Consider the following 24,713-nt stretch of genomic DNA (forward strand, 5'->3'; position numbering starts at 1 on the left):
TGAATGGTTTTGCCCTTGATTAATTCAGATAGATTCATAGATTCTGCGAGTTTAAAGGTTAGTCACGGGGACGGATATCAAACTCAGGGTTGATGGCATAGAAGTTTTTGCTGTCTAAGTGATCCTGGACGATTCTTAAAGATTCACCGAAACGCTGATAGTGGACGATTTCACGTTCCCTCAGGAAACGGATGGGTTCACAGACCTCTGGGTCTTTTACGAGGCGCAGGATATTGTCGTAGGTGGTTCTTGCTTTTTGTTCTGCCGCCATATCCTCGTGTATATCCGTAATCGGGTCGCCCTTGGACTGAAAGTAAGTTGCAGTCCAAGGCGCGCCGCTTGCCGCCTGGGGCCAGAGGGCAAGGGTGTGGTCTACATAGTATTTATCGAATCCGGACTTCTCCAGTTCTTCCGGCGTCAGGTTGCGTGTAAGCTGATGGACGATGGCACATATCATCTCCATGTGGGCCAGTTCTTCCGTACCCACTGAAGCATCGGAAATGTTCCACTCTCCCGAAATGCCCGAACAGTCTTTATTTGTGGGCTTTTGGGTAGATGATATTGTAACAAAGGACAAGCCCACAAGATACGGAAAGAACAATCATTTTACATACGCTGAACAGCCATCCGTTATCGGACAAGGCTCTCAGCGAAAAATCAATATCTATTGTGCTATTCCTGCCGCATAGGATTTATACCTTTGCAGGACTGATTGCCTTTATATACAATATAGCCAAGAAAGGACGGTGGACGATATGAGGGAAAAGACCACTCACTTATATGTAGACAGCCGGGAGAAATCATTACTTTTACATAGCCTTGTGGAGCTGAAAAACCAGCTCATACAGCAGGGCAGATACGGGGACTGCGTTGACGAGATTATCTTCAAGGTAGCCAACGCCCCGTTAAAGAAAGTGAAAATCGAATATGTCTAAGGCACATCACCATGAAGCCGCTTATTCTTATGGATTTTAAGAGTAAGCGGCTTTTTTGCGTCCTGCGTCCTCTGGTACAGTTACATAGCCGCCTTGACAAAGCGGCTAAATCTATGCGAAAGGAGGACGCACCCATGTCAAACTGCAAAGTAATTGCTTTAACCAACCAGAAAGGCGGTGTGGGCAAAACCACCACGGCGGTGAATCTGGGCGCAACTCTGGCACAGCAGGGAAAGAAAGTCCTGCTCATTGATGCCGATGCACAGGCAAACCTAACCATGTCCCTCGGCTACCACAGACCAGACGACTTGCAGGTCACTCTCTCCACCATCATGCAGGACATCATAGACGATAAATCCGTTGATGTCGCCCAAGGCATCCTGCACCACGGCGAGGGCGTTGACCTGCTCCCATCCAACATTGAGCTGTCGGGCTTGGAAGTAAGGCTGATTAACGCCATAAGCCGTGAAAGCGTGCTGAAGACCTGCATAAGCGAGGTAAGGAAAAGCTACGACTATGTACTCGTGGACTGTTTATGTGGATAACCACATAAACAATCTAATGCGGAGTAAATTATTATGCGGAGTAAACCGCTGAATTCATTCATTTCGCTGTGATTGTGTCGTATTATACTCTGCATAATAATTCTCCATTCTGTTGATCTCTTTAAATCATTTCCTTTAACCAATCAAGGAGTTCTTCTCTCTTTTTATCTTTGTATCGGCTTTCTGGAATGATTTTTTCGCTTGCCTTTTCAAGAGCTTCTCTTTTTGCGGCAGAATCAGCTTTCGCATATATTTCTGTTGTTTTGACTGATTCGTGCCCCAAGAAATCGCGGATATAAATCAGATTTACATTTGCCTGCACCAAATGCATCGCTTTACTGCGGCGAAAAATATGAGGTGTCACATTTAAGATGGCTATTTCAGGGTGACTAACCTGAGCCTTTGCCACATATTTCGATATCACATATTCGACTCCGGATCTCGTCAGTTTCTGTTTCATTTTATTCACAAACAGGTACTGATCCGGCACTGTGATGCCATAGTTACTTGTATACTTTTCTATCAGCGCTCCCGTATCCGGCATCAATGGCACGATTCTTGCCTTGTTTCCTTTTCCTGTAAGCGTAACAGTTGCAGGTTTTGTAAAGCGGATGTCTTTCAGTTTTAAATCTACAAGTTCCTGGACTCTTGCCCCGGAATCATATAAAAGTGAAAGCATGGTAAGATCTCTTTGGCCATTTTTTCTTTTACTGTCAGGCTGTTCAAAAATGATTTTCAATTCATCGACAGTTAGATATTCAACTTCTCTTTTGGCGCATTTCTTAAAGTCTATTCCGAGTATTTCCTGACATTTGGACATGTACCGGGGATCTTCTACCGCGATATATCTCATCAATGCATGAATGACTGTAAGTCTATGATTCCTTGTACTAACAGCACAGCCTTTGTTTTCTTCCAGCCATAACAAATAGACTTCAACCATTTTTCTTGAAATCTGATCCATTGTTAACTTCTCTGGTTTAATCTTTAATTCATCACGACAGTACCGCAAAAATACAATAAAGGCATCTCTGTATGACCTGATAGTGTTGGGGCTTGCTCCTATCTGCAGAGGAAGGTATCTCGTGAGATAGTCAGTAAGATAATCCGATAAATATTTTTTACTCATCTGCATCCCCTCCCTTGATCATGTCATTGTATAATGGTGTGAGTGCATCAATTATCCGATCATAGGAGTCTGCTGTTAAGCGGAGGTATTTCTCTGTGCAGTTGATATTTCTATGCCCCATGTATTCCTCAAGATATGGTATGGAAACATACATATCAATTCCTTGGGCAGCCATTCCCTCAAGTGCATGAACTGCAAATGTGTGCCTTAAGTCGTGCAGACGGGGAAGCTTTCCGCTTGCCGTACATGGAATACCGGCTTCTTCAAGCAGCTTCTTATACTTCTGAAGTATAGAGTTCGGCCGGTAAGCCTTACCCCATCGGTTTCTGAATAGAAGACCGGTATCATTTTCCGAGTATCTGACCGCGTTCATATAGTTCCTTAAGCATGCGAACAGGGACTCCGACATAGGCACTAAGCGTGTGTTATTGTATTTTGACTGTCTTACCGTAATCACTTTATCTGTAAAATCTATATCAGATATCTTCAGGGATAAGGCCTCAGATATTCTCAAACCGCAGCAATAGAGCAGTCTGAGGAGGAAAGGGTAAACATTGTACATATTAGGCGAACGATAAGCATACGGAAGGCTGTCTGCCGCCTTTAACAGACTGCAAATCTGTTCCCTTGTGAAAATATATGGAACAAATGAACACCTTTCATGCTGATGTTCCGGAAGAACATATGTAGGAACACCAATGCTGTTCAGATATGTTGCAAGCTGCCTTATCAGTGCTTCTCTACGCATTTGAGTCATAGGCTGTTCACCTTCTCTCTTAGCAGCAAATCCAAGAACCAATTCTTTTGTCAGATTTATAGTGTCATCTGCGGCATGCTCATTCAGATATCGGTTCAATTCCCTGATTGCACGGACGATTCTTCCCTCGTATTTATATCCAAGGCTTCGTCTGTATTCTATAAAGGCGATACACGTATCTCCATATAAACCATCGAATCCAGCCATCTCTTTTTCACTCATACCTCGGCACCTCCAATGCGACTTTTCTTAGTCCTTCTAAATCGATTTTGATATATATCCCTGTCGTATCTGTATATTTATGCCCTAATACATTTGAGATCACAGGAATAGGGACCTCACTTCTAAGCATGTTGCTTGCTAAAGAAGAACGCATGGAATGCATCCCATGCTTCTGGTCCTCTTTAAAAGTAATTTCTGCACGCTTAAAATATTTTTGCAGCATTTCATGGAAATTTCTGTGTTCAAAGGGTTTCACAGGCGCCCGGTTGCTGACCAATACTTCTCTATAATCACATTCGGGACGTGCGTTTTTTATATAATCGATAAGAGCCATAAGCAATTCATCACTAATGGGTAATGAAACATATTCACCGGTTTTAGACTGTACAAAACCAATAGTTTTCCTTTTCCAATCAATGTCATCCAGAGTAAGCCGGCATATATCGATACACCTCATTCCAAGGGTTGCTGCCAAGAGGAGAATCAGGTAATCTCTTTTCCCATACAACGTTTCGGTATCGATGCTTTGAAGCAGTTTTGTTATACATTCCGGCGTGAAATACGAAGGATATGAATTCTTGGTGTGAATTGAAATAACCGGAAACATCTGAGCTAAATCCTTACTGCACAGTTCCTTTTGGCTCATATAAGCGAGAAGGCTCCTAAGCAAATACTGATAAGCCTCTTTTGTCGTTATAGAGTAGTAGGATCTGCTTGCCAAAAATCCATATGCATGCTCGGACCGTATGTCGCTGGTATTTTTTATCCCGATGCTTTCGAAATACTTAAATACTTTTCTCGCAGAAAATTCCTTGCCCTTTAAGGTTGTATCCTTAAGTCCTCTTTCTGTTTCATGTGCAATGTAGCCATCTAAAACACCCTCAAAATATTCAAGTCTCATGTCTTTTGAAAGTCGTTTTTTCTGGCGGATTTCACCGTACAATTGAAATTCGTACAACATCCATATGTGACGCTGGAGATAATTCTCAGCCATTGTCAGATTTTCAAAATCAACCCACTTATGCTTGTGATGTTCTAACAGAAACTGCTTTCCAAGATCAAGTGAAAAATAATCAATCTCCTTCTTTCTGCAGTACTTGATAAAGACTTTATAATAAGCCAAGTATCTTTCCCGGGTACTTTCTTTGTAGCCAATGAGCTTAAGGTGATCCATCAGCCCATTTACTAATTCTTCAATAGTTACCTCGTGTTGCTCCATATAGGAACCCCCTTTCTGTGATTTGTAAGAGGTATTCTATATGGAATATTATGCTGAGTAAACAGAAAGAAAATCATAGGTTTTATTAATGATTGCAGATAGTTACTCTGCATAATATTTAACTCCGCATTAGACTGTATGCCGAGCCTTGGTATGCTCACCATCAACGCACTGGCGGCGGCTGACAGCGTGGTTATCCCCACACAGCCCCACTATCTTTCTGCCAAAGGCTTAGAGCTGTTGCTTCGCTCCGTGTCGAAAGTCAGACGGCAAATCAATCCCCCTCTGCGGATTGACGGCATCCTTATGACGATGGTAATGCCCCGCACGAACATCTCCAAGGAAATCACCGCCACGGTGAGGAATGTCTACGGGCAGAAAATCAAGGTATTCGATACCCAGATACCCCATTCCATCCGTGCCGTGGAAGCCACCGCAGAGGGAAAAAGCATTTTTGCCTACGACAAAGGCGGCAAGGTAGCCGCAGCTTATGAGCAGTTCGGAAAGGAGGTGGCAGAGCTTGGCGAAAGGCAAAAGAACAGGAATCGAGCTGACCGCATACGATGACATCTTCGAAACAGATGAAAGCCGTGCAGAAGCAGCATTAAGCAAGATAAGGGACATTCCCCTTGCGGAGATTGACGAGTTTCCAGACCACCCGTTCAAGGTCTTAATGGACGAGGACATGGAGCAGCTTGTCGATAGCATCAAGCGGAGCGGCGTGATGACACCTGCTACTGTCCGTCTGAAAGAGGACGGGCGGTATGAGCTTATCAGCGGTCACAGGCGGAAAAAGGCTTGCGAGCTTGCAGGGCTTGAAACGCTCAAATGCGAGGTTAAGGAGCTGACCCGTGACGAAGCGATTATCGTCATGGTGGAAAGCAATCTCCAACGTACCACCATCCTGCCGAGCGAGAAAGCCTTTGCGTACAAGATGCGGCTTGAAGCCATGAAGCGACAGGCAGGCAGACCCCCGAAAGATAATTCGTCCCCATTGGGGACACATTTACGGAGTGATGCCGAACTTGCTGAAAAGGTAGGGGAAAGCCGCAATCAAATTCAGCGGTATATCCGCCTAACCGAACTTGTCCCCGAAATCCTGCAAATGGTAGATGAACGCCAGATTGCTTTCCGCCCTGCGGTGGAACTATCCTATCTCACCGAGGGACAGCAGTACACCCTGCTTGAAGCGATGGAGTACAACGATGCCACGCCCTCACTTGCACAGGCTATCAAGATGAAAAAGTTCATGCAGGACGGCAAGCTCACGGACGAGGTTATCCAGAGCATCATGCAGGAGGAAAAGCCCAACCAGAAAGAAAAGCCCGCTTTCAAGGACGAGAGGATAACCAAGCTCATCCCCAAGTCCATCCCCAGAGGGCAGGAAACGGACTTCGTTGTCAAGGCGTTGGAGTTCTACAACCGCCATTTGCAGCGGAGCAAAGACAGGGAAAGGTAGGACAGCCGCACACCGAGGGCGAAGTCTGCCCTTTTGCGGCATGGGTGGATAGCAACGGAATCGGCTTTCCCCCTCTCCACACCTCTCCCCCTTGATACTGCCAAGACTATCCGAGAAAAAGAGATTTATTTAAGCTGTCCAGTCGGGCAGCTTTTTTTCGGTCAGTCGGGCAAACAACAATCCAGATTACAGGAGGTAACTATGAGAATCCCTAAATTTTTCAGAAAGGCTGCGGCTTTTGTCATGGCTGCGGTCACGGCGTTGTCCGTCATGCCCGCATCCACGGCGTTTGCAGCAGGCGACATCGGCATGATTTCCTTTTCCATGACCTATGACAGCGGCGGGAACGCCATGCGTTACAATTCCAGTGCCAGTATCGGCGGCTACACCGCAGGCGGCACGGGCAAGTACAAGTACCGCATGTCGGTGGACGGCGAGACGGCGTTCTGCATCCAGCCCGGCGCACCGTTAAAGACGGGCAACGCCCTAAGACGGGCTTCCTCGGACGCATGGAACGCCCTCTCGGACAGCCAGAGGAAAGCCGTGGGGCTTGCCCTGCTCTACGGATACCAGGGCAACCGCAATAACCTCACGGGGAGCGATGACGAGAAATGGCTCGCCACCCAGACCCTCGTGTGGGAGTTCGTCACGGGATGCCGTGAATCCACTGGCTCCTACCACCAGACGAGCAGCACCATCTACAGCCTGCACTTCGGCTCCAATTACGCCAATGACGGGGCGAGGGCTGCCTACGACCAGATTGTGTCCCTCATGGCGAACCATAACACTATCCCCAGTTTTATGTCGGGCGGTGAGAACGACATCACGAGGGAGCTTGCCTACAAGGACGGGAAGTACACCCTTACCCTCAATGACAGCAACGGCGTACTCTCCGATTTCAGCTTTGCAAGCTCCGATGCCAGCGTGAGCGTCACAAGGTTTGGGAACACGCTGACCATCAGCTCCACCAGAGCCATCGGCGGCACGGTACGCATCACCGCCACCAAGGACGGCGTACCCACGGTAGACAGCGGGGCGAAGATGATTGCCTACGGCGACCCGAACCTGCAGGACGTGGTGACAGGCGTGGAAAATGTAGGTGGTGTGAGGGCGTATCTCAACATCGAGACGCCCACCGGCACGATTGCCCTCAGAAAGACTTCCGAGGACGGCGTTGTGGCAGGCATCTCTTTCCACATCAAGGGTGACGGCTTCGACAAGACCGTAAAGACCGATGCAGACGGCAACCTCACCGTGGAGGGGCTGTTCCCCGCCACCTACACCATCACCGAGCAGAGCATTGACCGCTATGAGCCGCAGCAGACCCAGACTGTGACCCTTATCGGCGGCAGAACGACCACCGTGAACTTCAACAATGTCTTGAAGCGTGGCAGTCTGGAGGTGGTAAAGACTTCCGAGGACGGCATCGTGGAGGGCATGAGGTTCCACCTTTTCGGCACGTCCCTAAGCGGTCTGCCCGTGGATGAGTATGCCGTCACCAACGCAGACGGCGTGGCAAGGTTTGAGAACGTGCTTATCAGCGGCGATATGCCCTATGTACTGGAGGAAGTGGACACCGCCACCCGATATGTCGTGCCTGCGACCCAGACCGCCCCGATTGAATGGAAAAAGGTCACAAGCCGCAGCTTCGTGAACGTGCTGAAGAAGTTCAACGTCACCGTGACAAAGACGGACGTGGAGACAGGAAAGCCGCAGGGGGACGCTTCCCTTGCAGGTGCGGTCTACGGCATCTATAAGGGCGAGGAACTGATTGACACTTACACCACCGATGAAAACGGTCAGTTCACCACCAAGTATTATGTCTGCGGCAATGACTGGAGCATCCGTGAGATTTCCCCATCCGAGGGCTATCTTCTGGACGGTACAATCCACCATGTAGGTGCAGAAGCCGAGCTTTACACCGTGGAATACAATTCCGCAAAGAATGATGTAAACGAGCAGGTCATCAAAGGGAACATCGCCATCATTAAGCACACCGACAACGGCGAGACCCAGATTGAAACGCCCGAAACGGGAGCCGTATTTGAAGTCTACCTCAAATCCACAGGCAGTTATGAAGCTGCCAAGGAAACCGAGCGTGACATCCTCACCTGCGATGAGAACGGCTTCGCCCAGACCAAGGACATGCCCTACGGCATCTACACCGTAAAGCAGACCTCTGGATGGGAGGGGCGTGAGCTGATGAAGCCCTTTGATGTGTTCATCAATAAGGACGGTCAGACCTACCGCTACCTTATCAACAATGCCAATTTTGAGAGCTATATCAAGGTGGTGAAGAAAGATGCGGAGACGGGCAACGCCATCCCCTACGCAGGCGTGGGCTTTCAGATTTACGACCCCAACGGCGGGCTTGTCACTATGACATTCACCTATCCCGAAGTGACCACCATCGACACTTTTTACACCACGGCGGACGGCGACCTCATCACGCCCCAGACCCTCGAATACGGCACGGGCTATTCTCTTGTGGAAGTGCAGGCTCCTTACGGCTATGTCTTAAACTCCGAGCCAGTCTATTTTGACGTGGTGCAGGAGAACTCCGAGGAAGAAAGCGGCATCACCGTCATCGAGGTGGTGCGCTCCAACACTGCACAGAAAGGCACAATCACCGTAGGGAAGTCTGGCGAGGTATTCAGCACCGTATCTGGTACAAAAGGGCTGTATCAGCCGATTTTCTCCGTGGCAGCTCTTGAGGGTGCGGTCTATGAGATTACCGCCGCCGAGGACATCATCACTCTGGACGGCACTCTCCGAGCGTCCAAGGGCGAAGTGGTTGATACCGTTACCACAGGTGTGGACGGTACGGCGAAGTCCAGGGAGCTTTACCTTGGGAAATACGAAGTAAAGGAAGTCACTGCACCTTATGGCATGGTATTGAATAGCGAAGTACACGCCGTTGAGCTTGTCTATGCAGGACAGGAAATCGCCGTCACCGAAACCGCCACAGACTTCTATAACGAGCGTCAGCGTGTGGAGATTGACCTTGTAAAGAGCCTTGAGACAGATGAATCCTACGGCGTGGGGAGGAACGGCGAAATCCGAGATGTGAGCTTCGGTCTCTACACGGCAGAGGGGCTGACCGCCGCAGACGGTACGGAAATCCCTGCCGACAGCCTGCTTGAGGTACTTTCCCTTGACGAGAACGGTCACGGGAAGTCAGTCATCGACCTACCCCTTGGCAGCTACTATGTGCAGGAAATCAGCACCAACGCCGCCTATCTCACAAGCGACACCAAGTACCCTGTTGTCTTTGCGTATGCAGGGCAGGACACCGCAGCCGTCCACATCTCTGCCAATGACGGCAACGCCATTGAAAATAAATTGATTTACGGCTCTGTCAGCGGAAAGAAATCAGACGAGGACGGCAAGGCTCTGGGCGGTGCGACAATCGGCATCTTCAAGACTGGCACGACTGAATTTACCAAGGAATCAGCGATTGCGACTACCGTATCCGCAGAGGACGGTAGTTTTTCTTTTGCAAAAGTGCCTTACGGCACATGGGTAATCCGTGAAATTGAAAGCCCGAAAGGATATGTACTGTCCGAGGAAGAAATCGCCGTGACAATCGGTGAGGTGGACGAAGCTGTTGAGGTGGAGCTTGTGAACTACTTCATCCGTGGCAGCATCTCCCTCACAAAAGTGGATAAGGACTACCCCGACAACAAGCTCACGGGGGCGGTATTCGAGGTCTACTCCGATACCAACGGTGACGGCAAACTGGATAAGGACGATGTGCTGCTCGGCACGATGACCGAGATGGAGGGCGGCATCTACCAGATGAAAGAACTCCGCTACGGCAAGTACCTTGTCCGTGAAAAAACCGCCCCGACTGGATATATCCTTGATGAAAATGTCTACCCCGTATCCATCGAGGAAAACGGCAAGACCTACACCGTGGAGAACGAGGCGGGCAAGGGGTTCTTGAATGAAGCCCAGAAAGGGAACCTCAAAATCGTCAAGACATCCTCGGACGGCAAGGTGGATGGATTCTCTTTCCGCATCACGGGCGTGAACTACGACCAGACCTTTACCACCGACAGGAACGGTGAAATCCTCATTGAAAATCTGAGGATTGGCGAATACACCGTTTCCGAGGTGAACGACAAGGCTTCCGCAGGCTATATCCTGCCCGCCGACAAGCAGGCTACCGTGCAGACGGGGGCGACCACCATCGTCCAGATGCACAACGAGCTGAGGGACACCCCGAAAACGGGCGATGACTTCAACCCTGCCCTCTGGGTGAGCCTTGCGGCAGCATTTACTATCGGCGCAGGCGTTCTGGGATTTCTTGGGATTAAGGGAAAGAAGAAAAAAGAGGACTGATGACCGAACCACGGGACAAGTAATCCCCTGCGGTCAGAAATCGGAAAGGAGGTTTTATGAGAATGGACGCAAAGACCATTATCGCCATCGTGCTTGTGGCATTTATCGGCGGCGGAGCCTTGTGGCTCAACATCCGCCACAGAAAGAATAAGTAACCCAAGTTTGCAGGGACGGGGCGGCTTCCAACAGCCGCCCCCACCCCTTTATGGAGGTACGCAATGAAGAATCTCAAGACCATCGAAAGCAAGGTGAAAACCATTCTGAAAAAGAATGCGGATGCCCGAAACGATGACATGGTGCTGTACCTTGTTCTCTGTAACCTCTGTCTGGATGACGCAGGGGCGATGCCGCTTGCCGAGATAATGACGCAGCACAAATCCCTCGGTCTGCCGAGCTTCGAGAGCGTCAGCAGGACACGGCGCAGATTGCAGGAGAAGCACCCCGAACTTGCGGGAAGCCGCCCCGTGCAGAAGCTCCGAGCCAGAGGGGAAAAGGCATACCGTAAGTATGCAAAAAGCGATTGAACGGAGGTCTGATTATGGAGGAAGAAAAACGCTCCAATGGCGGCTATGAAATCATAGAGGGCTGTACTATCGGGAGTACGGAGCTTGTCATCGGGCATAACCCCAAAGCCCCCAACCCCTATGTGTGTTGGTACTGCAAGGGCGGCGACAACTATTTCTGGGGGACTTACTGCAATACCGTCGAAGCGGCAAGGGAAAATCTCAGCGAGAGATACCAAAGGGAGTGCCGTATGCCCTACAACAATCTCCCTGCCCCGAAGCAGAGAAACGGCGATGACCGTGAGCGATAAAAAGGCTGCGGAAAGCAGCCCCAAAAAATATGACTGTACGACCTGCCCTTACCCCCGATATAAGGACAGGCACATTATTTTCTGCGATGTCTGTATCCGTAAGATTTTAGACGAGCAGAGAGAAAAAAAGCAGAGAAAGGAGCATCCGAATGAGTGAGGAAAAAAGAATGATTGGCTCTTATGAGGTGGAACACAGCATCCACCTTGGGGATAAAGAGGTCATCTTGGGCGTGGACAAAAAGGAACAGTACCCCTTTATGGTGTGCTACTGCACCTACGATAACCCTCTGGGCGTTCCGTGGGCAACGGAAGCTGTTGGCTCAGACGATTATCTGGAAGCCATGCAGGTATTCCTTGACCGAGTACAGGCACAGGTGGAGCTTTCCAGAGCCGAGCTTGCAAAATATCCCTTTGACAAGACTGTTTTCACCGTGAAAGACTGTATCCCCGATGATAAGGGGAAAAGCATTGTCGGCAAAGTTGTGGTTATCAATGCCGAGCCGAAACGCTATGAATATCAGCATCCCGCCTATCAGCTTGTACTGGCGGACGGCGGAAACGGTGCGACTGGCGGCAGAGGTCAGGCGGTGTTTGGCACCTGCCTTGCCACGGGCGAGCATCGCAGGTGGGAAAGGTACGATGTCCTTGGGGAAATCAAGCCCGAATGTACGCCCGAATGGGCAAAGGAAGCCCTTGCCAAAATCAAGGCACAGGAGAAAGAGAAAAAAGCAAAGGACAGGGAGGAACGCTGATGGAGGTACGAGCTTTATCACAGCCCGAACAGAAATACACCTATTCCCAGAGTACGCAGATTGCGGGACAGACGGGCTGCATCGGGCATCTGCGTGGCGATTTTGACAGCTCTGGGAACGGCTTTTATACCACATGGGACGACCATTGGGACAAGTGGAAAACGGACGAGTTCAAGGCGGAGCTTGACGAGGTTATCAATACGCTCCGTGAGTGCAAGGGGCTTCTGCATAATCGCCGTGACATGGCGGCGTTTGCGAGGGCAAATCCCGATGCCGCCTTTACGGGGAACTACTGCACCGAGTACGGTTTCCGTGTGGATACGGAAAAACACGCTTTTCTGCTCCGCTGCACCCCCACAAAGGGCGACTATAACTTTTACTGCTACTGTTATGTGAAAGACTGGCTTGACGGGCATATCCAGAAAGCCGAGCAGGGCATCCGCTTTATCGACCCTCATTATAATGAGAAGTTCCGCATCCCAGACGGCGGGAAAATCATTATCCATTATGCGTGGGGAGAAAAGGCGGAAAAGACCTGCCGTTTCATTGACGAGTACCACACCGAGGTGGGCAGTAATCTTTACCACATCTGCGAATTTGCGGAGAAAATGAAGATGAACGGACACAGCTTTGAACCGAAACCCCAAGAGCTGCCGTCCGCCCAAAAAGCGGCGAAACACAAAGACCATGAACGATAAGGAGGTTTTTAGATTGGCAGTAAACCAGAAAGCCGTCAAGGTCTTGAACAAGATTTTGGACGCAGGCTTTACCGAGGAAAAAGCCATCGCCGCCATGACGATGGACGACATTCTCTCCATGCAGGGCATCACGGTGGCGGATATTACGCTCATCAATGACCTGCAAAAGAGCATCAAGGCAAACAAGGTCATCTCCTTTTTGGGCGGTGGTGCGGAATGAAGAACAGAAACAGGCAAAAAATTTCACGATAAGGAGGTGTGAAAATGGCTGCTAAGTATCAGCTAATGACCGAGCTGTACCAGCGTACAGGCAGAACGGTGACGAGAAACCCGCAGGCTTGGCAGGGCTTTTTATCCTCTGCCTGCCGCAATTACAAGTGCCGCTTTGACGAGCAGCTCTTGATTTACGCCCAACGCCCCGATGCAGTTGCCGTTACCACCATAGAGGTGTGGAACAAGCTGTTTAAGCGTTGGGTAAACAAGGACAGCAAGGGCATCGCCGTGTTTGACACGAAAGGACGCAGGAACACCCTCAAATACTATTTTGATGTGTCGGATACCCATGAGGGCTATTATGGCAGCCGCCCCGTCCCGATATGGCAGATGAATGAGCGGTACGAGCAGGCAGTCATTGAACGGCTCTCCGACAGGTTTGGCGAGGTAGAAAGTGACGGGCTTGCCGAGGTGCTGATGGAAACGGCAAGGAACGCCGTTGAGGACAATTTGCAGGACTACACGGCACAGCTCAAGGACTGTATCAAGGACAGCTTTTTAGAGGGGCTTGACGATTTTAACATCGAAGTCATGTACCGTGAGCTTGCCGCAAACAGTGTGGCATATATGCTGATGACCCGATGCGGTATAGATGCAGCAGAGTATTTTGAGCGTGAGGACTTCGGGGCTGTTGTCAATTTCAACACGCCCCAGACCCTTAACGCCATCGGCATCGCCACGAGCGATATTGCGGAAATGGCACTAAGGGAAATCTCCCTTTCCATCCGAAATGTGCAAATGGCGGAGAAAGGGCAAAACCGCACCTTTGCACCGAAACCCCAAAGCCGCTATGATAGTGGCAGGACACAACCCGAAAGGAGCGAAAACAATGAGCGAAATCACTTACACCAAACAGGGCGATTATCTTATACCCAACCTCACATTACCGACAGAGCCAGAGCTTCCGCTTGGCAGATACGCACAGATGCACAGGGATTATCTGGAGAAGCACAAGAGGGTGACTTACCTCAACCTGCTGACATCGGGCGGGCTGAACGCACACCTGCACCAGACCGAGCAGGCGGCGTTACAGAGGTTGGAGCTTCTGACGAAGCAGCTCGCCAAGGAACAGGGCGTGACGGAGGAACTGAAAGAGAAAGCGCCGATGCAGTGGGTGCAGGCAATGAACGCCATCCGCAGCCAGGCGGAGGAAGTGATACTGACCGAGCTGATTTACAGCTAACCGAGGGCGGCGGACAGCTCAGTATTGCCACCGAGGAAGAAGTAAGGGCGAATCTCCCCACCGTAGATGAACAGATTGAAATGATGGTTGAAGCAGAGGACGGAAAATCCTCTGCTTTTTCCGTTTCGCAGGAAGATATTGACGCTATCCTTACAAAAGGCAGCGGCGTGGAAAACGGCAAATACCGTATCTACCGCCAGTTTTGGAAGAATGAGGACAGCAAAAGCAACATCGCCTTTTTGAAACGGGAATACGGCACAGGAAGCGGCAGCTACTATTTTTCAGACGGGAGAAGCGGTCACTTTGAGGTTAACGGCAAAGGCTTCTCCATAGACCGTGAGCTGGTTTTAACTTGGTCTAAGGCAGAGAAACGCCTGCGGGAGCTTATCAAGGACAACAGCTATCTCAACCCGAAAGAGAAAGACCGTTATGCCGATTTTCTGGAGGGCGTATCTGCCCCACAGTATGAAATTGACACCCAGAAGAAGCTGTCACGCCAGAGGTTTATCGAAGCCCACAGGGAGATGCCCCCTGCCGACAAAAGGGATACGCTCTCTCTGCGGCTCTCCGACTTCATTCGTGACTTGGACGGCTACGAAAAAGACCTGCTTGAAAAGGTAGGGCGTACCGACTTTGCCGATATGACCGCCGAGCAGATGGAGCAGGCTTTTTCCGACCCTGCAACCGTGCAGCAGTTCCTTGATTTCCTTAAACTGGTGCAGGGGCAGACTACAAGCGTTTACAGCCGCAGCAATGCGTGGCGGTTTTCGCAGGAGCTTACGGAGCTTTACCCTCTTTGCTACCTCTACCACGAGGGCGATATGGTGTATATCGGTGCGGACAAATATGAGATTTCTGATTTTAACGAGAACACCGTATCCCTGCGGAATGTGGAATTTCCCCTGTTCGGCAGGGAACTGAGCCGTACCGACTTTGAAGAAAAGCTCCGTGAAAATCCCGCCAACGACCATCTGAAAACCGTCATCACCGAGAAGCAGGAAACCGCCGAAAAAAAGGAAACAGAAGCACCCGCCGAGGAAAAACCAGACAGCATCACTTTTTCCATCGGCTTCTCCGAGCATCCCGCTTTTTACGACAGGCAGCTCAATGACCGCTTTACCGATTTGAGCTTTGCCCTTGGGAATAAGCTGCTCGGCGTTCTGGACGAAAAGCAGCACCGTGAAAGACTGGATAAGAGCAAGGGCGTGGGATGGTACAAAAAGACCGACTTTGAAATTACCGCTGTTGTGGGCGGCGAGGACTTCCACTACGAGGGACGCTTTGACATCGGGGACGGCGAGGGCGACTTGATTGCCCATATCAAAAACTTTTATGACTACTCCCTCTCCCCGAATTGCCCCTTTATCCCAGAATGGAAACGGCAGGGCGAGGATTACTACCGAGAGCAGATGGAAACTTTGCGTTTCGGACGTGATGTGTTCCTTCCTTTTCTGGAGCAGCACACCGAGCTGACCCCAGAGGACGAGAAGCTCCTTGCAGAAATAATGGCTACCGAAGCCGACTGGAACAGGAAAGCCGAGGACAAGCCACAGCCCGAAGAAACAAAAGCCGCTGAAGAAAATTCTGATAAACAAACTCCCGCCGATGGAAACTCCGCTGTCGATGAAATGCTTGCCTATGCGGAAAAGATTGCGGCACAGTACGAAACCGAGCCGCCAGAGGAACGCTTTGAGGTCATTATGACTTCCGATGCGTTTCCAGACCCAGAGGACGCCTTTGCCATCTGGGACAATATCCGTGACGAGTATTACACCGATGATTACGGTAAGATATTGACCTATCCCACGGAGGAAGAAGCCGAAGCAGGGCTTTTGAAAGCCAGAAAAGCCGTTGCAGATAAAGAAGCCGAGGAATGGCTTTATGCGGAGCGTGTAAAGCAGGGTGTAATATCTGCCCCGTCCGAGCCTGCAAAACAGGACAATTCAGACCTTATCGGCACAGAAATTACTATAGACAACCGCCGCTATCTCATTGAGAGCATCGGTGAAATCAGCGGCGATGTTTCCATGCGTGACATCACTTTCCAGAACAATGTGGGCTTCCCGATAAACCGAGTGGAGAAAATCGGCTATGTCCGCAGGCTCTTGGAGCAGGCAGAAAAGGAATTACCACCCGAAGAAAAAGCAGAAGCTCCCGCAAAGCCCTCTGTCCCCGCCTACTCCGATAACCGCCGCAATTACCATATCACCGATGACGCTTTAGGCGTTGGCGGTGCAAAGGAAAAGTTTCGGAACAACATGGCGGCGGTCAATCTCCTGCACGAGCTTCAGCTTGAAAACCGCCTTGCCACTCCCGAAGAACAGGAAACCCTTGCGAAGTATGTCGGTTGGGGCGGTCTGTCTATGGCGTTTGACGAGAACAACGCTGCATGGGCGGAGGAATTTAAGGAGCTGTATGCGAGCCTGTCCCCAGAGGAATACCGTGCGGCAAAGGAATCCACCCTGACGGCGTTCTATACGCCGCCCGTTGTCATCAAGGCAATGTATGAAGCCCTTGACCGTCTGGGCTTTTCACAGGGGAATATTTTGGAGCCGTCCTGCGGCACGGGCAATTTCTTCGGGCTTCTGCCCGAAAACATGGCAGGCTCTAAGCTCCACGGCGTGGAAATCGACCCGCTGACAGGTGAAATCGCAAAGCAGCTTTACCAGAAAGCGAAAATCGCCGTGGAGGGATTTGAGGACACCAAGCTGCCCGACAACCACTTTGATGTGGTGCTTGGCAATGTGCCGTTTGGGGAATTTAAGGTAGATGACAGCCGCTACAACGCTCAGAAGTTCCTTATCCACGATTATTTCTTTGCAAAAGCTCTGGATAAGGTACGCACAGGCGGCGTGGTGATGTTCGTCACTTCCAAGGGTACGATGGATAAGGCAAGCCCAGAGGTGCGGCGGTATATCGCCCAGAGAGCCGAGCTGTTGGGTGCGGTAAGGCTTCCAGACAACACTTTCCGTGCCAATGCCGGCACGGAGGTCACAAGCGACATTCTGATTTTACAGAAGCGTGACCGAATGATAGATGCAGAGCCAGACTGGATATATCTTGACACGGACGAGAACGGCATCACCATGAACAGCTATTTTGTGCAGCATCCAGAGATGGTGCTTGGGCGTATGGTGAACGAAAGCACCCGCTTCGGGAAGTTAGAGCCTGCCTGCAAAGCAGATAAGGAAAGACCCCTTTCCGAGCTTCTGCATGAAGCCATGCAGCGGATAAACGGCGAGATACCAGAGTACGAAAGCGAAATCGACCAGATTTCCGATGAGCAGGACAACTCCATCCCCGCCGACCCGAATGTGCGGAACTTCTCTTATACTCTGGTAAACGGTCAGATTTACTTCCGAGAGAATGACCGCATGACCCCCGCCACGCTCTCCATGACGGCGGAAAACCGTGTCAAAGGGCTGCTTGAGATACGGGACAGTGTACGCAGCCTTATCAAGTACCAGACCAATGACTACCCCGAAGAAGTGATAAGCACCGAGCAGGAAAACCTTAATCGGCTCTACGATGCGTTCACCAAGAAATACGGGCTAATCAACAGCCGAGGGAATTATCTTGCCTTTGCCGCCGATGAGAGCTACTTCCTTTTGTGTTCTTTGGAGGTGCTTGATGACGAGGGCAATTTCAAACGCAAGGCGGATATGTTTACCAAGCGGACGATAAAGTCCCACCGTGAAATCACTTCCGTGGAAACGGCAAGCGAAGCCCTTGCACTCTCCATCGGGGAAAAAGCCCGTGTTGACCTTGACTATATGGCGAAGCTCACGGGAAAAACGCAGGAGGAAATCGTCACGGAATTGCAGGGTGTTATCTTCCGTGTGCCGAATACCGAGCCTGCACGGTACGCCGCCACAGACGAATATCTGTCGGGCGATGTGCGGGAGAAGCTGAAAGTTGCGGAGATTGCGGCGAAGTCCGACCCTGCCCTAACACTTAATGTGGAAGCCTTGAAGCAGGTCATCCCGAAAGACCTCTCCGCAGCGGAAATCGCCGTCCGTCTGGGTACGACTTGGATACCAGAGTCCGATATCCAGCAGTTCGTGATGGAGCTTTTAACGCCGTCAAGCCATGCCGCAGGGCGTATCAAGGTACGCTACACCCCATATAACGGCGACTGGTTTATTGAGAACAAGACTTCCGACTTCGATAATGTCAAGGCGGACAGCACCTACGGTACGAAAAGGGCAAGTGCCTACCGCATCATCGAGGACACCCTAAACCTAAAGGATACCCGCATTTTTGACTATGTTTATGACGAACACGGCAACAAAAAAGCGGTATTCAACCACAAGGAAACCACGGCGGCACAGGCAAAGCAGGAAGTCATCAAGCAGGCGTTCCAGGACTGGATTTGGAAAGACCCAGAACGCAGAAACCGCCTTGTCCGCTATTACAACGACACCTTTAACAGCAAAAGACCCCGTGAGTATGACGGGCGGCATATCACTTTCGGCGGCATAAGCCCAGAGATTACCCTAAGACCCCACCAAGTCAACGCCATCGCCCATATCCTTTACGGCGGCAATACGCTCCTTGCCCACAAGGTAGGGGCGGGAAAAACCTTTGAAATGGTAGCCGCCGCACAGGAAAGCAAGCGGTTGGGGCTTTGCCAGAAATCCATGTTTGTCGTACCAAATCACCTTGTAGGGCAATGGGCTTCCGAGTACCTGCGGCTCTATCCGAGTGCCAATATCCTCGTCACCACCAAGCAGGATTTTGAAACCGCCAACCGCAAGAAGTTCTGCGGCAGGATTGCCACGGGCGATTATGATGCGGTCATCATCGGACACTCTCAATTCGAGAAAATCCAGATGAGCGAGGAACGCCAGAGGGAGCAGTTAGAACGGCAGCTCAACGATATAGAGATGGGCATTGACGAGATACAAAAATCCCACGGCGAGCAGTTTACGGTCAAGCAGCTCATGAAAACGAGGAAAGGCATTGAAGCCAAGTTAAAGAAGCTCAACGACACGAAAAGAAAGGACACGGTGATAAATTTTGAGCAGTTAGGCGTTGACAGGCTCTTTATAGATGAGAGCCATTTTTACAAGAACCTGTACCTCTACACCAAGATGCGGAATGTGGGCGGCATCGCCCAGACCGAAGCCCAGAAAAGCTCCGACCTGTTTATGAAATGCCGCTATCTGGATGAGATAACGGGCAACCGTGGCACGGTTTTCGCCACAGGAACGCCCGTGAGCAACTCAATGGTAGAGCTGTACTCCGTCCAGAGGTACTTGCAGTATGACACCCTTGCACAGAACGGTTTGCAGCATTTTGACGCATGGGCTTCCACCTTTGGAGAAACGGTCACGGCTCTGGAGCTTGCACCCGAAGGCTCAAGCTATCGGGCAAAGACGAGGTTTGCCAAGTTCCACAACCTGCCAGAGCTGATGCAGATGTTTCGGGAGGTGGCGGATATTCAGACCGCCGATATGCTAAAGCTTCCCGTCCCCAAGGTCAACTACCACAATATCAAGACCAAACCGAGTGAAATCCAGACCGATATGGTGGCGGGACTTGCCAAAAGAGCCGAGAAAGTGCGGGCAAGGCTTGTCGAGCCGAACATCGACAATATGCTCAAAATCACCAATGACGGACGGAAACTTGCCCTCGACCAGAGGCTGATTGACCCCATGCTGCCAGACGACCCTACCAGTAAGGTCAACGCCTGCGTGGATAATGTGTACCGCATCTGGGAGGAACACGCCGACACCAAGGCAACGCAGCTTCTGTTCTGCGACCTCAGCACACCGAAAAATGACGGCTCTTTCAATGTGTACGATGACATCCGAGAAAAGCTAATTGCCCGTGGCGTTCCCGCCGAGCAGGTGCGATTTATCCACGAAGCGACCACCGATGCACAGAAAAAGGAGCTGTTCGGCAAGGTACGGAGCGGCGAGGTGCGTGTCCTCTTAGGCTCTACGCCAAAGATGGGTGCAGGTACGAATGTGCAGGACAGGCTTGTGGCAATTCATAATCTCGACTGCCCTTGGCGACCCTCAGATTTGGAACAGCGGCAAGGCAGGATTGAACGCCAAGGCAATATGTTCCCAGAGGTGGAGGTTTACCGCTATGTGACGGAGCAGACCTTTGATGCCTACCTCTATCAGCTTGTGGAATCGAAGCAGAAATTTATCTCCCAGATAATGACGAGCAAAAGCCCCGTGCGTTCCGCCGAGGATGTGGACGAGGTGGCTCTTTCCTTTGCGGAGGTGAAGATGCTTGCCACGGGCGATGAGCGTTTCAAGGAAAAAATGGACTTGGATATGCAGGTGGCAAAGCTGAAAGTATTGAAGCAGAGCTACCTCTCCGAACATTACGACCTTGAGGACAGGATACTGAAACACTTTCCGAGGGAGATAAAGGAGCTTGAGGAACGTATCGTCAGCTATGAAAGCGATACCGCTCTTGCCGAACAGCACAAGCCGCAGGGCGAGGATAAGTTCTGCCCCATGACCTTAAAGGGCGTGACCTATACCGAGAAAGCAGACGCAGGCGAAATGCTCCTTGCGGTCTGCAAGGAAAATCCGCTGTCAAATCCCGTGGAAATCGGCAGCTACCGAGGTTTCAAGATGGAGGTTTATTACGACAGCTTCAATACCCATTACTGCCTTAACCTCTGCGGAAAGGCAAAGCACAAGGTTGATTTAGGCTCTGATGCTCTGGGAAATCTGACCCGTATTGAAAACGAGATTGGAAAAATCCCTGCCAGACTGGAAGCCGCCAAGACCCGAAAGGCGGAAACCTTGGAGCAGCTTGCCAACGCAAAGACCGAAGTATTAAAGCCCTTTGCCTTTGAAGATGAGCTGAAAGAAAAAAACGACAGGCTGAACGCCCTCAATATTGAGCTGAATTTAGACGAGAAAGACACCCCTGTTATGGATACCGAGCCAGAGCAGGAAAACGAACAGCCCGAAAAAAGAACACAGGACAGGGAGCGTTAAAGCCCATTTGCACATTTGTATTGCTGAAATCTGGGCAGTATAATATATGACGATAAGAAAAATCGGAGGTGAGGAAAATGTCTGATGCGTTCAGATTTGAAACTTTTGTAGATGTTCACGGCAATATCTTCAACGAATATCTAAGCTCTGTCGTTGCCAAACTGTCGAAAGAGGACGAGGAATACAAAGCCCTGCAAGAAAAGATTGAAGCCATTTATGAGGAATATCCCAAGGTTTTAGCTGTGTTTGACAGCGAAACGGAAAGCGAGCTGACCGAGAAAGAATGTGCGGCTCTCATTGAGGTAATGGAGCTGAAGAATAAGCTCACGGACATGGAGATGCAGGCGGTGTACTTCCGTGGCTGCTATGACAGCGTAGGCTATCTGAAAAAAGCAGGGATTTTATGACGGACTGACCGAGAAAAAGGACGGCGTTGGCGTGAAGCTGATGCCGTCTTTTACATAGTCGAGGGGTAGAAAAAATCATGTAGCTATAGTATAATTGAGGCTACTGATTTAGATATCAAGTAAAAAGGACGAGGTGAGATATATGCGTTTTATAGATTGGTTTGTTTCAAATTGGTATTCAAATTTCTTTACACTTATAACAGTTGTGCTTTCTGGGATAATATCATTGATTATTTCGGCACTATATTATCAAAAGGGGAATAGGAACAATCTTAAAATGGCTGTTATCCATCCGATTATTAGACTATTAGCTAATGGATATTCAAGAAAAAATTACGATACACTATGTGCGATTTCCAAAGAATATAGCACGAGATATATGAGCAAAAATGAAACAAAGAAGTTAGTCTCTCTTTTATCGACATATGAGGAAGTCAGTTTGTATAATGATACTTGTGTTAATGCGGATATTTTGTTTTCGTATTTTGAGTATAAATTAAAAGAACACAACATTGATGTAAAACCTGTTCCAATGGAGTATGAGGGCGAAATTGTGTATTATGATTATCCGCCAGACTTACACTATTTATCCTATGACTTAGAGCGGATACTTAAAAAGAATGACACTGAAATTGAACCAGATGAATGCAAATCCGCTATAATTGCCCTTTATGCTCATTACTGCAAAAAATATTATACTTCTGAACACATTGAATATTTTGATGATTATTCGCTTGAGGAGGTATTGTCAAAATCAAAAATTCGTGAAGCATGGGACAAAAAATTTGATATGGCAAAAGAAGCAAAAGAGCAATTCTTAAATTTAAAAATTGCGAAAGAACTTCTGGGCAAATAATTGTAGGAGGTTGATGTTGATATGCTAATAGATTGGAATTTCTGGTTTTCTGTAATTACTGCCGTTGTAGCTGTTATTGCTTTAGTACAGACGAAACAGCAGATTAAGCTGAGTAATAAGCAGCATTTATTTGATAAACGTATTGAGCATTATCTTATAGCAAAAGGTCTGATGCAGCTACATGAAACCAATCAGATTCTTTTGATAAATAAAGAGGATGAGCCTGTACTTGCGATGGACTTTATCTTTGCACAGATGACGAACAATACCTATTTAGAAAAAATCACTGATGTAATAGCCCATCCGTTAGAGCAACCTTATCATAAAGAATTCTTAGTTAAAATGGAAATGGTAAAAGATGCTTCCACTAAAATCAAATACATATTTAATGGTAAAGTTGCTATTCTTCTTGGAGATTATGTTTTACGTTATCAAGAGCTATTGTTTAAGATGTACCAATATCAAATTCTATTAAAGAATATGCATAAAGCATCGCAAGATTTCAGACTAACGATTGAAGAAGCACAAAAAACGGTGGATGAAAAACATCATCGGGAAGAATTACAGAAAGCCATTGACAATTTGAAGCAGTCTTATGACATGCTGAAAAAAGAAAAGGTTGAAGAAAAGATTGAAAAGCAAATAAGATTAAAGTAAATAACGGACGTTGAATCTACATAGCCGAGAGGTTTATCTCACGATAAGCCCCTCGGCTAAATCTATTTCTGGAGGTGATTTTATTTGAATGGGAAGTAACGGCTATGTTCAGTTTGACCCCGCCGTGATTGAACAGGCACGGCAAATCGACCTGCTATCCTACCTGCAACGGTACGAGCCGAGCAACCTAAAGCGTGTGGCAGGCAATGTCTACTGCACAAGGGAACACGACAGCTTGAAGATTTCCAACGGCAAATGGTACTGGTGGTCAAGGGGCATCGGCGGCTATTCCGCCCTTGATTATCTGATGAAAGTCAGAGAGCTTGGCTTCGTAGAAGCCGTGCAGACCCTCACGGGGGACATGGGCGACTGGAAACCGCCGCCCCCTGCCGTGAAAAAGGACGAGCCGAAAGTGCTGCTCCTGCCAGAGAAAAATGCAGACTGCGATAAGGTGACAGAGTACCTTTTCGGGCGTGGCATTGACTATCAGCTCATACAGGACTGTATCGCAGAGGGCATTATCTTTGAGAGCAGACCGTACCATAACGCCGTCTTTGTGGGTAAGGACGAAAGCGGAAAGCCAAAATATGCGGCTCTCAGGAGTACGCTCGGCAGTTCTTTCAGACAGGACGCATCGGGCAGCGACAAGCGGTATTCGTTCCGACTTCTGGCAAGAGAGCCGACAGACAAGGTGCATCTATTTGAAGCCGCCATTGATTTGCTGTCCTACGCCACCTACCTCAAATGCGAGGGAAAGGATTATAGGGCGGCAAACCTGCTCTCTTTGTCGGGCGTGTATCAGCCCAAAAAGGAACTCTCTGAGAGCAAAATTCCCATTGCCCTGTCCACCTACCTGCAAAAAAATCCGCAAATCAAGACCGTTATCCTGCACTTGGATAACGACAGGACAGGCAGGCTTTGTACCGCCGCCCTCAAAGAACTGTTGCAGAAAGACTATAAAATCGTTGACGCCCCGCCGCCAGTCGGCAAGGATGTCAACGATTTTTTAATGTCCTATCTGGGGATTGCAAGGCAAAACCCCCACAGTGAAAGGAGGGATGCCCGCTGATTGCGTGAGAGATTTATCCCCTTGCAGCACAGAAACCACCACAAAATTCAAGAACGAAAGTGAGGAAAGAATGATTGAAAAAGTATGAAGTGACCCTTACCGCCCACTACGAAAAGACCATTTCCGTCTACGCCGAAAGCCCCGAAGAAGCAAGGGAGAAATTAAAGACCGTGCTTTTTGACACCGACCTTGTGAGCTTTTCCGATGCGGATTTTGTCTGCGGCGAAGCCGACATTACAGACCCTTTGAAGAACGGAAGCGAAGAAACGGACATCGAGGACGAGTGTCTGGAGCATGAGGAATGTTCGGGCTGTCCCTACTACTGCCCCGTATGCGGAGAATGTATGTATGAGGACGGGGACTAAGTAATGTCTTACCAAGCACTGAATTTGGCTAACCAAATTCGCTTGTTAGGGGATGCCCCCT

20 protein-coding genes and 2 pseudogenes are annotated in these 24,713 nt (G+C 49.3%); 18 read left to right on the plus strand and 4 right to left on the minus strand.

Translation table 11 applies throughout. The annotated features are described in order from the left end of the window. Positions 1-58: 58 nt before the first annotated feature. Positions 59-520: a manganese catalase family protein gene (locus tag AC6I3O_RS10495; RefSeq protein ID WP_497853449.1), complete on the minus strand. Its 462-nt coding sequence runs from the start codon at positions 518-520 to the stop codon at positions 59-61. A 235-nt stretch (positions 521-755) separates the two neighbouring features. Here AC6I3O_RS10495 and AC6I3O_RS10500 point away from each other — a divergent pair, with 235 nt between their 5' ends. Both AC6I3O_RS10500 and AC6I3O_RS10505 read left to right on the plus strand, forming a co-directional pair. Continuing rightward, positions 756-935 carry a hypothetical protein gene (locus AC6I3O_RS10500; protein WP_497850833.1) on the plus strand — a complete coding sequence of 60 codons (180 nt, stop codon included), beginning with the start codon at positions 756-758 and terminating at the stop codon, positions 933-935. 134 nt (positions 936-1,069) lie between these two features. Next, a pseudogene (locus AC6I3O_RS10505) lies at positions 1,070-1,471 on the plus strand (ParA family protein); the annotation flags it as partial. A 130-nt stretch (positions 1,472-1,601) separates the two neighbouring features. Here the strand turns inward: AC6I3O_RS10505 and AC6I3O_RS10510 are convergent. Genes AC6I3O_RS10510 through AC6I3O_RS10520 form a run of 3 tightly spaced genes read right to left on the minus strand, consistent with a single transcriptional unit; the run spans position 1,602 to position 4,807 of the window. Further along, complete coding sequence (locus AC6I3O_RS10510) at positions 1,602-2,609, minus strand: site-specific integrase (RefSeq protein WP_497850676.1); 1,008 nt, start codon at positions 2,607-2,609, stop codon at positions 1,602-1,604. Continuing rightward, positions 2,602-3,588 carry a tyrosine-type recombinase/integrase gene (locus AC6I3O_RS10515; RefSeq protein WP_162208674.1) on the minus strand — a complete coding sequence of 329 codons (987 nt, stop codon included), beginning with the start codon at positions 3,586-3,588 and terminating at the stop codon, positions 2,602-2,604. Before AC6I3O_RS10515 ends, AC6I3O_RS10510 begins: the two co-directional genes overlap by 8 nt. Next, the gene (locus tag AC6I3O_RS10520; protein WP_289227658.1) at positions 3,581-4,807 is read right to left on the minus strand and encodes a site-specific integrase; all 1,227 of its coding nucleotides are present in this window, start codon (positions 4,805-4,807) and stop codon (positions 3,581-3,583) included. Before AC6I3O_RS10520 ends, AC6I3O_RS10515 begins: the two co-directional genes overlap by 8 nt. Positions 4,808-4,936: 129 nt before the next feature. Here AC6I3O_RS10520 and AC6I3O_RS10525 point away from each other — a divergent pair. The 16 genes and pseudogenes from AC6I3O_RS10525 to AC6I3O_RS10600 form a co-directional block, all read left to right on the plus strand. Beyond that, positions 4,937-5,374 (plus strand): annotated as a pseudogene (locus tag AC6I3O_RS10525) (ParA family protein); the annotation flags it as partial. After that, positions 5,298-6,266, plus strand: coding sequence for a ParB/RepB/Spo0J family partition protein (locus AC6I3O_RS10530; protein ID WP_497850834.1), 969 nt, complete (start codon positions 5,298-5,300; stop codon positions 6,264-6,266). The pseudogene AC6I3O_RS10525 and the gene AC6I3O_RS10530, both read left to right, overlap by 77 nt. A 201-nt stretch (positions 6,267-6,467) precedes the next feature. Next, entirely contained in the window at positions 6,468-10,610 is a 4,143-nt protein-coding gene (locus AC6I3O_RS10535; protein ID WP_497850835.1) for a SpaA isopeptide-forming pilin-related protein, read from the plus strand. A 218-nt stretch (positions 10,611-10,828) separates the two neighbouring features. Next, positions 10,829-11,134: a hypothetical protein gene (locus AC6I3O_RS10540; protein WP_497850836.1), complete on the plus strand. Its 306-nt coding sequence runs from the start codon at positions 10,829-10,831 to the stop codon at positions 11,132-11,134. Between the two features lie 14 nt (positions 11,135-11,148). Beyond that, a complete protein-coding gene (locus AC6I3O_RS10545) occupies positions 11,149-11,424 on the plus strand; it encodes a hypothetical protein (RefSeq protein ID WP_497850837.1) in 276 nt (91 codons plus the stop codon). Continuing rightward, positions 11,408-11,581 (plus strand): hypothetical protein, encoded by a 174-nt coding sequence (locus tag AC6I3O_RS10550; RefSeq protein WP_497850838.1) that lies wholly within the window; start codon positions 11,408-11,410, stop codon positions 11,579-11,581. Before AC6I3O_RS10545 ends, AC6I3O_RS10550 begins: the two co-directional genes overlap by 17 nt. Further along, a complete protein-coding gene (locus AC6I3O_RS10555) occupies positions 11,574-12,176 on the plus strand; it encodes a hypothetical protein (RefSeq protein WP_497850839.1) in 603 nt (200 codons plus the stop codon). Before AC6I3O_RS10550 ends, AC6I3O_RS10555 begins: the two co-directional genes overlap by 8 nt. After that, entirely contained in the window at positions 12,176-12,874 is a 699-nt protein-coding gene (locus tag AC6I3O_RS10560) for a hypothetical protein (protein ID WP_497850840.1), read from the plus strand. Before AC6I3O_RS10555 ends, AC6I3O_RS10560 begins: the two co-directional genes overlap by 1 nt. A 13-nt stretch (positions 12,875-12,887) precedes the next feature. Continuing rightward, entirely contained in the window at positions 12,888-13,094 is a 207-nt protein-coding gene (locus tag AC6I3O_RS10565) for a hypothetical protein (RefSeq protein ID WP_479914698.1), read from the plus strand. 882 nt (positions 13,095-13,976) lie between these two features. Further along, positions 13,977-14,330 (plus strand): TnpV protein, encoded by a 354-nt coding sequence (locus tag AC6I3O_RS10570; RefSeq protein WP_497850841.1) that lies wholly within the window; start codon positions 13,977-13,979, stop codon positions 14,328-14,330. An 821-nt stretch (positions 14,331-15,151) separates the two neighbouring features. Further along, a complete protein-coding gene (locus AC6I3O_RS10575; RefSeq protein WP_497853450.1) occupies positions 15,152-21,298 on the plus strand; it encodes a helicase-like domain-containing protein in 6,147 nt (2,048 codons plus the stop codon). Positions 21,299-21,375: 77 nt separating this feature from the next. After that, positions 21,376-21,705, plus strand: coding sequence for a DUF6664 family protein (locus AC6I3O_RS10580; protein WP_497850842.1), 330 nt, complete (start codon positions 21,376-21,378; stop codon positions 21,703-21,705). Positions 21,706-21,847: 142 nt separating this feature from the next. Beyond that, on the plus strand, positions 21,848-22,561 hold the full coding sequence (locus AC6I3O_RS10585) for a hypothetical protein (RefSeq protein ID WP_497850843.1): 714 nt from the start codon (positions 21,848-21,850) through the stop codon (positions 22,559-22,561). Positions 22,562-22,582: 21 nt separating this feature from the next. Beyond that, positions 22,583-23,218 (plus strand): hypothetical protein, encoded by a 636-nt coding sequence (locus AC6I3O_RS10590; protein WP_497850844.1) that lies wholly within the window; start codon positions 22,583-22,585, stop codon positions 23,216-23,218. Positions 23,219-23,306: 88 nt separating this feature from the next. Beyond that, positions 23,307-24,287 carry a DUF3991 domain-containing protein gene (locus tag AC6I3O_RS10595; protein WP_497850845.1) on the plus strand — a complete coding sequence of 327 codons (981 nt, stop codon included), beginning with the start codon at positions 23,307-23,309 and terminating at the stop codon, positions 24,285-24,287. Between the two features lie 74 nt (positions 24,288-24,361). Further along, entirely contained in the window at positions 24,362-24,652 is a 291-nt protein-coding gene (locus tag AC6I3O_RS10600) for a hypothetical protein (RefSeq protein ID WP_497850846.1), read from the plus strand. Positions 24,653-24,713: the final 61 nt, after the last annotated feature.

This window comes from Sporofaciens sp. St.21A7, assembly GCF_059728535.1.